Below are 11,090 nucleotides of genomic sequence, written 5' to 3'. Positions count from 1 at the left end.
GGGGGCGGGTTCGCCCCGTCCGGCCGCCGGGGCCTGTGCCCTCCCGAGAAAGGGGCAGCTGGGCGTCGTCGTGCTCCGCCCGCGCCTGCTCCCGTAGCCGTCCGGACCGGAACCGAGAATCCTGCCCCCGACTGTGATGTGACGGAACATCAGATACGCGGTGAGCAGCCCGAGGCGGTGCCGGACGAGGCCGCGGCGCGTGAGCTCGCTCTTCCCGCGCCCAAAACACCAGGCCCCGAAGACACGTCGGCCCAGCCACCCACGCCCAGAGCCACCACAGCCGACCTCCCCCACAGAACAACCCGCCCCCCGCCCCCCGGCACGCACAGGAAGTCGGCGCAGCCGACTTCCCACGCACGAAACAGCCGGCCCCCAAGGCCAGGTGACACAGCCAGGGCGACGCCACCCGCACGGAAGTCGGCAGAGCCGACTTCCTACGCGGGGCAGCCGAACCCACCACCGGCCCGCGCGAGAAGTCGGCGGTGTCGACTTCCCACACACGAAACAGCCGACTTCCCACACACAGACGGCACGGCCGGAGCGGCGCAGCCCACATGCAGGGCCGACACGACCAACCTCCCCACAGGACGGTCCAGCCCCCAGACCCGACCACCACCGGCGTGCGCGGAAAGTCGGCAGAGCCGACGTCCTGCACAGGACGCCGGCCTCACCCCAACCCACCACCGGCCCGCACGAGAAGTCGGCGGGATCGACTTCTCACGCCGCGAAAGGCCCGGCCCCGAACGCGAGGTGGCGTGGCCGCCCACGGGCAAAGCCGACAGGGCCGGCCTCCCGCACAGGGTGGCCGGGAGACCCTCAACCACCCGACCACCACCGGCGTGCGCGAGAAGTCGGCGGAGTCGACTTCTCGCGCACGAAACAGCCCACCTCGAAGGCGAGGTGGCGCCACCCGCACGCAAAGCCGGAACCACCGACCTCCCCACAGGACGGCCGGGCGCCAGGCACCAGGCAGCCAACCACCCCCACGCGCAGGAAGTCGGCGCAATCGACTTCCCACGCACAACGCACCCAACCCCGAAGGCGAGGTGACGTGACCGCCCACGTGGAACGCCGACAGGGCCGGCCTCCCGCACAGGGTGGCCGGGAGACCCTCAACCACCCGACCACCACCGGGACGCGCGAGAAGTCGGCGCAATCGACTTCCTGTGCACGAAGCAGCCGGACCCGAAGGCCAGGTGACGCTGCCAGGGCGACGCCACCCGCACGGAAGTCGGCGCAATCGACTTCCTGTGCGCGGCGGTTGGGACGCCGCAGCGGGCGAGGGAGGGGGCGGGTTCGCCCCGTCCGGCCGCCGGGGCCCGTGCCCTCCCGAGAAAGGGGCAGCTGGGCGTCGTCGTGCTCCGCCCGCGCCTGCTCCCGTAGCCGTCCGGCCCCGTCAGCGCGCGTGGGGAAGAGTCGGGGGCGCAACGGTGCGGGGTGGGAGGGGGCTGCCGGTGAAGTGGCAGGCGTTCGGGCCTCGGCAGGTGTTCGGGAGCCCGTGGGCCGAGGTCTGGCTGGACGACGTCGACATCCCCGGTGTCGGCCGGATCGCCCACCACGTCGTCCGCTACCCGCACACCTGGACCACCGCCATCGTCACCCACGCCCACGGACACCCCACGGCTCGCGACGCCGTGGGGTGCCACCCATGCGGCCCCCGGCCAGGCGGCCACCGGCGCAGCTCGCACCCTCCCCCAGGGGCTGTTTAAAGTTCCGCTCATGTGGTTGAGGTCAGGGACTTCAACCACATGATCGATCCGCGAAGGTGCAGGCCTGCCGTGTAGCTTTCCGGGCTCTTGTCGTACCGGGTCGCCAGGCCTCGCCAGGTCTTGATCTTCTGGAGCACCGTTCGACGTGGTTGCGCCGCTTGTAGCGGCCGGGATCGAAGTGACCGGCCGGCCGCCGCAGGAGCCCTTGCGTCTGCGGTTGGCCGCCTGGTCCGTCTTCTCCGGGATCACCGCGGTGATCCCGCGTCTGCGCAGGTAGGCACGGTTGGCCTTCGACGAGTAGGCCTTATCGGCGGCGACGGCGTTCGGCCGGGTGCGCGGCCCGGCCGACCGGGCCGCGCACCCGAACCTCCTCCAACACGACCCGGAACTGGTGGCAGTCCGCCGCCTGGCCAGGGGTCAGCACGAACGCCAGTGGCAGGCCTGCGGAGTCGGCAGCCGCATGAACCTTGCTGCTCAGGCCACCCCGGGACCGGCCGAGTTCGGCCTTCGCAGCCCGGGCCTCGCGCCGGCGCCGTGCCTGGGCACGAACCTTCGCGGGTTCCGGCTCGTCGTTCGGTCCCGCCTTCGCACCACCCTCAGCACGGCCCGCTGCTGCGGCAGCGGAACCCCCTTTTCCCTCGGTCAGGGCCTGTTCGAGCGCGTCCAGGGTCTCCCCGGCGACCGCCAGTGCGGCCGACTCGTGGTGGGCCCGCACGATGGTCGAAGCGCCGGGGTGCGGCGGTCAGTAGTCCCAGACCACCGGGACGAAGCGGAACGTGCCACTGCCGGCGTCCGCCACGTGACAGACGGACGGGAACGGCAGGTGCGTCGCCACCAACCGCCCACCGCTGGACACGAGCTCCTCCAGCAGCCGGACCCGGACACGGGCCGACTCCTCAGGGTCGTGGTCGAAGCCGTTGTGCCAGTCGGGCCTGTCGAACCCGCACTGGAACACGGCGTCGCCGGCGAACGTCAGCCGGTCACCACCGGACTCCAGATGGACGACACTGTGACCGGGAGTGTGCCCGCCGGTACGGCGCACCACCACCCCCGGCGCCACCTCGTACTGCGCCTCGAACGGCCGCAACTGGCCGCGGTAGACCTCCAGGAACCGCGAGGCGGTCGCACGCAGCACCTGCGGCACCGGCCCCGGCATGTCGGTACGCGAAAAGTCCGGCGCCGCCCAGAACTCAGCCTCCGCAGCCGCCAGATGAACCCGCACATCGGTACGCAGCCGACCCCTCAGCCCCTCCACGAGCAACCCGCCGATATGGTCCATATGCAGATGGGTGAGCACCACGTCGGTCACCGACACCGGATCGATCCCAGCAGCCTCCAGCCGCATCGCGAGCCGCCCGGCCCGCGGGAAACCCGGGAACTCCGCGCCCAGACCGGAATCGATAAGGACAGTGCGCCCACCACTGCGCACCACGGCCACGTTCAGCGGCCAGTCGATCGACTCCAGCGGCAGGAACATGTCGGCGAGCCAGGCCTTCAGATCGGCCACGGGAGCGTTGGTCGCCATCGTCACAGGGGCGATCGGCAGCACCCCATCACTGATCACCGTCACATCGATGTCCCCGACCTTCAACACGTAGCGCGACGGGACACGTTCGTCACGCCCGAGCGCGACGGGACGGGCAGTGGTATCCCAGCTCATAGGTGTTCTCCTCTGGACCAGCGTCAACCGATGGCATCGACGGCACGCCACAAGGTGCACCGCCCTGACACACCTACCGACCGGACAGGGGCCCGATCCGTGACAGCCACCCCCGGGCCACCAAGCCACCGGGCCACGGCACGGGGGTCGGACCCGGCTTCTGCTCCAGGCCCTGCGGGCCGGATGGGAAAAGTGGGATCGGAGGCCCTCGGGGGTGCGGGAAACGGCCCCGTGCGGGGCTTGGGCGGGGGCCCGGCCGCGCGCGGGCGCCGGCCCCGCACTGCCGGGGCGGGCGCCTTCGGGCAGGCTCCCACGCGGCCGTCCACGCCTTCGGCGAACAGGGTCTGACCTGGTGCTATGCGGAAATTCGCCTAGGCTGTGGGGGCTCTGCCCGGCCACCTTCGGAGGGGAAACTCGTGAGCCAGGACAACCACCCGTACACCGCCGCCCGCATCCAGGTACTGGAGGGGCGGGAGGCCGTTCGCAAGCGGCCCGGGATGTACATCGGGTCGACCGGTGAACGCGGCCTGGGGCACATGGTGTTCGAGGTCGCCGACCGGCCGGTGAACGAGGTCCTGGCGGGCCGGGCCGGGCGCGTCGAGGTCACCCTGACGGCCGACGGCGGGGTGCGCGTGGCCGACGACGGCCCGGGCGAGGCCGGCGTGGAGGCCCTGCTGACCCGGATGCGCTCCGGGGCGGGGCCCCGCGGCCGCCACCACGTGACGCTCGGCCACGTGGGCGTGGGGCCCTTCGTCGTCAACGCCCTGTCGAGCCGGATGACGGCCGAGGTGCGGCGCGCGGGGGTGTGCCGGGTGCAGGAGTACGCGCGCGGCGTCGCGCTGGGCCCGCTCACCGAGACGGGGCCGGCGGCCGGCAGCGGGACCGTCCTCACCTTCTGGCCCGACACCGAGATCTTCGGGACCGCGCGGCTGCCGTTCGACGCGCTGGCGGACCGGTTCCGTGAACTGGCGCTGCTGAACCGTGACCTGGACGTCTCGCTGACCGACGAGCGCCGCCCGGACGACGTGCGCTCGGCCCGGTTCCACTTCTCCGGCGGGCTGCGGGAGTTCGTCGCCCTCCTCGACGGCCCGCACGAGGCTCCCGCCGTCACGGACGTCATCGCTTTCGAGGGCGAGGACCCGCGGATGGCGGGGACGGTGGAGGTGGCCCTGCGGTGGCGCGGCAGCGGCCAGGAGCGGGTGCGCGGCTTCGCCAACAGCCGGCCCACCCCCCGCGGCGGCGGCCACGAACACGGCCTGCGCGACGGGGTGGCGGCCGCGGTCGACGCCTACGCGCGCCGCCGGCTCCTGCCCGCCGCCACGGCGCACGCCGCACCGAACGCCGACCTGAGCGCCGACCTGTCCGCCGGGCGGGTCGGCGCGGGCCTGACGGCGGTGGTGTCGGTGAAGCTCGACGACCCCGAGTTCCTCGGCTCCACCCACGACGTGCTCGGCAACCCCGCCGTACGCACCTGTGTCGCCGAGGCCGTCCGGGAACACCTGGGGGCGTGGCTGGAGGCGCACCCGCAGCAGGCCGCGGCCGTCGCCGGCCGGATCGCCCGGGGCGCCTGAGCGCCCGGTCCCGCCGCCTCCCTCAAGGCGGCGGGACCGGGGCCGTTCGGCGGGGACGGGTGGATCGCGGCGCGGGCGTCAGGCGGGGCGGACGCCCGGGTTTCCGGCCTCGGTGGTGAAGGAGGCGGCGGTGGACAGGGTGCCGCCGGGGCGGGTGATGTGGGAGACCACCCGGTAGTCGGCGCGGGCGCGGTGGCGGTCCAGGGTGAGGACGGTGTAGCCGCGGCGCCCGTCGTAGAACTTCATGTGCGGGTTGGCCGCCATGAGGGTGGTCCAGTTGGACGGCTTCTGTTCGCCGTCGCCGTCGCTGCTGATCGAGGTGCCGACGAACTCCACGCCCACGGTGCGGGAGTTCGGGTCGTCGAAGTCACGCTTGACGTCCAGGGCGTAGGCCACGTGCACGTCGCCGGTGAGCAGGACGAGGTTCTCGACACCGGCCTGGTCGACGGCGTCGAGGAAGCGCTCGCGGGCGGCGGGGTAGCCGTCCCAGGCGTCCATGGAGAGCTTGGAGCGCTCGGCGGTGGTGTTCTTGCGGCGGGAGAAGACGACCTGCTGGGGCACGACGTTCCAGGTGGCCTTCGAGTGGCGCAGGCCCTCGGCGAACCAGCGTTCCTGGGTGGCGCCCATCAGGGTCCGCCCGGTGGCGGCGGACTCGGGGGTGGGGTACTGCCAGCCGTCGCCGTTGGCCTGGTCGTCGCGGTACTGGCGGGTGTCGAGGATGTCGAACTGCGCGAGGCGCCCGAAGTGGACGCGCCGGTAGAGGGTGAGGTCGGTGCCGCGCGGCCGGGGCATGCGCAAAGGCTGGTTCTCCCAGTAGGCACGGTAGGCGGCGGCGCGGCGGGCGACGAAGGGGGCCGGGTCCTGGTTCTTCTCGGGGACGGCGGCGGCGTAGTTGTTCTCGACCTCGTGGTCGTCCCAGGTGACGTACCAGGGGTGGGCGGCGTGCGCGGCCTGGAGGTCGGGGTCGTTCTTGTAGAGGGAATAGCGCAGCCGGTAGTCCTCGAGGGTGGTGGTCTCGTGGTTGAAGTGGGCGGCCAGGATGCGGTCGGTGTACTTGCGGTCGCCGCCGGCGGCGTCGACGGCGTACTCGTAGATGTAGTCGCCGACGTGGAAGACGGCTTCGACGTCCTCGCCGGCGAGGTGGCGGTAGGCGGTGAAGTAGCCGTCCTCGTAGGCCTGGCAGGAGACGAGGGCGATGCGGGCGCTGTCGGGCTTCCTGCCGCGCGGCGGGGTGGTGCGGGTGCGGCCGACGGGGCTGGACCAGGGGCCGACGGTGAAGCGGTACCAGTACTGGCGGCCGGCGTCGAGGCCGTCGGCGTCCACGTGGACGGCGTAGCCGAACTCGGCGTGGGCGCGGGCGGTGCCGCGGCGTTCGACACGGCGGAACCTCTCGTCACGCGCGATCTCCCAGCCGACCGTGACGGAGCCGGTGGGCGGCAGGCCGGCGCCGGGTTCCAGCGGGCGCGGGGCCAGGCGGGTCCACAGGACGACGGCCTCGGAGGTGGCGTCCCCGGAGGCCACGCCAAGGGTGAAGGGGTCGTCGCCGATGGCGCGCGGGGCGATCTCGTTGTCGGCGGCGTGCGCGGAGGGCAGGTTGACGCTGAAGGCGAGCGCGGCGGCGGCCGAGGTGACGGTGAGGAAGCGGCGCCGGTCCAGGCGGGCGGCGGCCTCGCGCAGCATCCGGTCGGCAGTGGGGCGGGTCATGGGGTGGTGGCCTTTCGCAGCTCGGGGGTGTGCGAAGGGAATTGGAGTGGACCACCCCGTACAGCGGGAGTCGGAATCACGGCAGCAGAGTGATCATCTGATGGGAGACCCGTGAAGGTCCGGCACTTCACCCCGGACCGGGACGAACCGGCTCACACGACTTCCAGATTGGCCATCATCCCCATGTCCTCGTGCTCGGCGTTGTGGCAGTGGAAGAGGTAGCGGCCGCGGTAGCCGTCGAAGCGGGTGATGATCTCCGCCGACTCCCCCGGGCGCAGCGAGACGGTGTCCTTGAGGCCGGCGTCGGTCGGCAGTGGGGGTTTGCCGCCGCGGGTGAGGACACGGAAGCCGACCAAGTGGAGGTGGACGGGGTGGTGGACATCGGCGATCAGGCGCCAGATCTCAGTGTCACCGAGGGGCACGGTGACGTCGGTACGGGCGGGATCGAAGGCACGACCACCGACGAGCCAGCCATGGCCGCCGTTCATCCGGCCGGCGCGGAAGGCGAAGTCGCGGGTGCGCACGGCGTCTTCGCGGCGCCAGTGGGGCAGGTCGGTGGACAGGACGGGTGGGATGCGGCTGTCGTCGGTGGCGGCGCGGCGGGCGATGCGGAAGGCCATGACGTCGCGGGTGCGGCCGGCGCCGAGGCGGTTGACGAGGCGGACCAGGGAGCCGACGGGGGCGGCGGCGAAGTCGACGACGAGGTCGTGGCGTTCGGCGGGGGCGATCGGCAGGCTCCGGTGGGTGACAGGGGCGGCGAGCAGGCCCTGGTCGGCGCCGATCTGGACGAGGTCGAGGCGGCGGCCGTCCTCGGTGAGGGCCTCCAGTTCGTAGTGGCGGGCGTTGGAGGCGTTGAGCAGGCGCAGGCGGTGGCGGGCGGCGTCAATCTCGTGGACGGGCCAGGGGGCGCCGTTGACGAGGATGACGTCGCCGAGGACGCCGGCGAGGTGGGGTTCGGTGACACCGGGGCGTTCGCGCAGGCCGGGGTCGAGGGAGGGGTAGGCGAGGGATCCGTCGGCGGTGAAGGCGCGGTCGGCGATCATCAGGGGGATCTCGCGGGGGCCGGCGGGCAGGCCGAGGGCGTCCTCGGCGTCGTCGCGCACGATGTGCAGGCCCGCCAGGCCGCGCCAGAGGGCGGGGGCGGTGAAGTCCATGCGGTGGTCGTGGTACCAGAGCAGGGTGGGGCGCTGGTCGTGGGGGAAGGTGTAGTCGCGCCTGAGGCGGCTGGTGACGGCGCGCGGATCGGTCATGGCGTGGCCGCCCGCGTGGCCGCTCGTGCCGGGCATGGTGTGGGGGGCCTGGGGCCAGGCGGCGGGCAGGACGAGGTCGGTGGGGTAGCCGTCGGAGTCGGCGGGGGTGCGGCCGCCGTGGAGGTGGACGACGGTGGGCACCGGCAGTTCGTTGCGGTGGGTGACGGTGACGGGCCGTCCGCGGCGGGCCTCGACGGTGGGGCCGGGGAAGGTGCCGCCGTAGGTCCACAGCCGGGTGGTGAGGCCGGGCAGGATCTCGGCGGTGGTCTCGCGCTGGACGATCTCGTAGCGGTCGGTGCCGCCGTCGGTGGACACGGGCCTGGCGACGGCGGGCAGCGGCAGCGGCACCCGGTAGGGCGGCGGCAGCGGGGCGGTGCTGCGCAGCTGAGCGCCGGTGGCGGCGGGGCGGCGGGCGAGGGCAGCGGCGGTGGCGAGCGAGGCGGTGGTGAGCAGGCCGAACGCACCGCCGATGCCGAGGACCTGACGGCGGGTCAGTCCGGGCGGGCGGGGGTGGTCGTGGGGCTCAGGCACGGTCGTCCTCCCGGCGGGCGGGCCGGCGCGGGGGCAGCGGGGTGCGCCACAGGGCGATGGTGAGGACGACGGTGGCGGCGATCGTCGCCACCCCCAGCGGCAGGTGCAGCCACAGGGCGCCGTCCATGCCGGCGACGTACTGGACGGTCTCGGCCGCGACCACGGCGAGGGTGGCGGCCAGCGGCCAGGAGCGGCGCAGCCGGATCCAGCACACGAGGGCGGCGATCAGCTGGAGGTAGCCGAGGGAGGTGGCGGCGTTGGCGCCGACGGTGTGCCAGCCCAGGGCGTCGTAGTCGCCGCTGAGGTAGACGCCGGCGAAGACGGGCTGGCCGAAGACGGCGGCGCTGTGGGCGGCGGCCAGGGCGCGCAGGGTCCGTCCGGCGGGCCCGGTCCGCTCCCCCGTGGCGGACCGGGCCGCGCTCTCCGGTGGGGTCCTCTGGGCGGCGATGGCCATGGGCGTCCTTCCTCACGCTGACATCGGGCCGCACGGTTCGGGCGGTGTGCGGCTCCGCCTCTGACGCTATGCCCGTGTGGCTATCCTGTCTAAGATCAGTATTGCTATGGCGTTATGACCGTGGAGGCATGGGGGCGCTGGTGGACCTGAACACGCTCACGCAGTTCCTGGCGGTGGCGCGGCTGGAGCACCTGAGCCGGGCGGCGGAGGAACTGCGCGTCGCCCAGCCGTCGTTGAGCCGCTCCATCGCCCGGCTGGAGGCGGAGCTGGGCACCCCGCTGTTCGAGCGGGGCGGGCGGCTGCGGCTGAACGGCGCCGGGCGGCTGTTCCGCGGCTACGTGGAGCGCTCCCTCGGCGAACTGGAGGCGGGCCGACGGGCGGTGGCGGAGGCGGCCGGGCAGGGGCTGGGCACGGTGCGGATGGCCTCGGAGACGTTCCTGGCCTTCAGCGGGCCGCTGGCCGCGTTCAAGCGCGGCCACCCGGGGGTGGAGGTCGAGCTGCACCAGCTGTCCGCGCAGGAGATGGCCCGGCGGCTGCGGGCCCAGGACATCGAGCTGGCCGTGGCCTCCCAGCCGGTGGCCGCCGAGGGCCTGGAGTCGCTCCTGCTGCTGGACGAGGAGGTGGGGCTGGCCGTCCCGGTGGACGACCCGCTGGCCGGCCGCGCCACGGCGGGCGTCCCGGTGGGCATCGAGGAGCTCGCCGAGCGGCCGTTCATCGCGGCCAGCCCCGGGCACTGGCAACGCCGCCTGCTGGACCGGCTGTTCGCCGCCCACGGCCTGGTGCCGCGGATCGTCTGCGAGAGCGACGAGGCCGGCGCCATCGCCGAGCTGATCAGCGCGGGCCTGGGCGTCGGCCTGGTGCCCGCCATCGCCCGGCGCACCTCCACCCGTGTGCCGCTGGCGTGGGTCGACGTCGACAGCCCCGAGTGCCGGCGCTCCCTGACCCTGTTCTGGGACGGGCGGGCGCGCCTGCCCGCCCCCGCCCGCCTGCTGCGCGAGGCGATCGCCGGCTGGGACTGGGAAGGCGGCGGGGACCGGGCCCTGCCCGCCGGGCCGTGCGGGCACGAGCGGCCGGGACCACAATGGGAGGAGAGAGAACAGGACCGAGAGTGACGCAGAGTTGACACGACCGGCCCGCGGTCGCCCTCCCGCGGCCTGTGTCCTCGTGAGTTCCGGCATGCCGCAGGAGCACTGACAGGTCGACGGTGCGGCGCGACCCTGCGAACGCGCACCCGGGCGCGCGCACCGCGCGGACGCCTACCCTGCGCAACCGTCGCCGACACGCCAAACAGACGGCGACCGCTCCAGTAGCACCCGAGGTTGACATGGCCGGCAAGAACTCCGAACCCGACGGGACCGGCGGCATCGGCGACCGCCCCCAGGACGACTTCGTCACGAGGAACCTCGCCGACCCCTCCGACCGCCCGGCCAGGACGCTGACGCTCAGCGGCCTGCTCGGCGACAGCGACCGCGCCGGGTTCCGGCGCCTGTACTTCAACAAGCAGCTCGACTACTACGCCGAGTTCGCCTCCGCCGACGTCCTGTCGGCGGACACCGTCGCCGCCGACCGGCCGCCGTTCGTCGGACACGACGCCACCACGGTCACCCTGCGTCGCGACGCCACCGTCCACTTCACCCACGTCACGCAGGCCACCCCCCTGGACGAGTTCGACCTCGACCTGCGCCTGGCGCAGCCGCGCCGGACCGGGGCCGCCCCCGCGCCGCAGCCCCTCGAGGCGCAGACCTGGGAGGCCGAGTGCCCCGGGCCGACGTTCGGCGACTGCGTCACCGAGTTCGCCTGCGCCACCGACGTCGACTGTCCGACGGCGTTCACCGTCTGCAAACCGCGCACGTGCGCTGCCACCGAGAACGCCACGTGCGTCACCTGTGCGGGCGCCACCTGCGAGGACACCTGCTTCCAGCAGACCTGCGCCACCTGCGGCGAGAACACCTGCGTCACCTGCGTCGAGGCCACCTGCCGCACCTGCGACCGGGCCGCCACCTGCGTCACCTGCTTCACCTGCGCCACCTGCCGCGAGGCCACCTGCGTCACCTGCCGCGAGAACACCTGCGTCACCTGCGGCGAGAACACCTGCGACACGTGCCACGGGGGCACCTGCGTCACCTGCGACACCTGCAACCCGCACGTGTTCACCTGCGGACCGTTCACGCGGTGCCGGTTCTGACGACATCCCGCACACCCTGGCAACGG

At 73.4% G+C, this 11,090-nt stretch carries 8 protein-coding genes; 3 read left to right on the top strand and 5 right to left on the bottom strand.

Features of this window, described 5'->3' with window-relative positions:
- Positions 1 to 2,013: 2,013 nt before the first annotated feature.
- Positions 2,014 to 2,424 (bottom strand): transposase, encoded by a 411-nt coding sequence (locus tag ACZ7RU_RS36505; protein WP_470345312.1) that lies wholly within the window; start codon positions 2,422 to 2,424, stop codon positions 2,014 to 2,016.
- A 27-nt stretch (positions 2,425 to 2,451) separates the two neighbouring features.
- Complete coding sequence (locus ACZ7RU_RS36500) at positions 2,452 to 3,369, bottom strand: MBL fold metallo-hydrolase (RefSeq protein WP_470345311.1); 918 nt, start codon at positions 3,367 to 3,369, stop codon at positions 2,452 to 2,454.
- A gap of 416 nt (positions 3,370 to 3,785) precedes the next feature.
- On the opposite strand from ACZ7RU_RS36500, the gene ACZ7RU_RS36495 reads away from it, so the two are divergent.
- Positions 3,786 to 4,940, top strand: coding sequence for a DNA gyrase subunit B (locus tag ACZ7RU_RS36495; protein ID WP_470345310.1), 1,155 nt, complete (start codon positions 3,786 to 3,788; stop codon positions 4,938 to 4,940).
- 78 nt (positions 4,941 to 5,018) lie between these two features.
- On the opposite strand, the gene ACZ7RU_RS36490 is transcribed toward ACZ7RU_RS36495, so the two are convergent.
- The 3 genes from ACZ7RU_RS36490 to ACZ7RU_RS36480 all read right to left on the bottom strand — a co-directional run bounded on the left by ACZ7RU_RS36490 (position 5,019) and on the right by ACZ7RU_RS36480 (position 8,879).
- Positions 5,019 to 6,644, bottom strand: a complete 1,626-nt coding sequence (locus tag ACZ7RU_RS36490; RefSeq protein ID WP_470345309.1) for an alkaline phosphatase D family protein — start codon at positions 6,642 to 6,644, stop codon at positions 5,019 to 5,021.
- A gap of 152 nt (positions 6,645 to 6,796) precedes the next feature.
- A complete protein-coding gene (locus tag ACZ7RU_RS36485) occupies positions 6,797 to 8,425 on the bottom strand; it encodes a multicopper oxidase family protein (protein WP_470345308.1) in 1,629 nt (542 codons plus the stop codon).
- Positions 8,418 to 8,879 (bottom strand): hypothetical protein, encoded by a 462-nt coding sequence (locus ACZ7RU_RS36480; RefSeq protein ID WP_470345307.1) that lies wholly within the window; start codon positions 8,877 to 8,879, stop codon positions 8,418 to 8,420. Before ACZ7RU_RS36480 ends, ACZ7RU_RS36485 begins: the two co-directional genes overlap by 8 nt.
- A 128-nt stretch (positions 8,880 to 9,007) precedes the next feature.
- On the opposite strand from ACZ7RU_RS36480, the gene ACZ7RU_RS36475 reads away from it, so the two are divergent.
- Entirely contained in the window at positions 9,008 to 9,991 is a 984-nt protein-coding gene (locus ACZ7RU_RS36475) for a LysR family transcriptional regulator (protein ID WP_470345306.1), read from the top strand.
- A gap of 212 nt (positions 9,992 to 10,203) precedes the next feature.
- Positions 10,204 to 11,064 (top strand): hypothetical protein, encoded by an 861-nt coding sequence (locus tag ACZ7RU_RS36470; RefSeq protein WP_470345305.1) that lies wholly within the window; start codon positions 10,204 to 10,206, stop codon positions 11,062 to 11,064.
- The last annotated feature ends 26 nt before the right edge of the window (positions 11,065 to 11,090 follow it).

This window comes from Kitasatospora sp. NPDC114501 (assembly GCF_055633695.1).
This window is presented reverse-complemented; position numbering and strand designations above follow the sequence as displayed.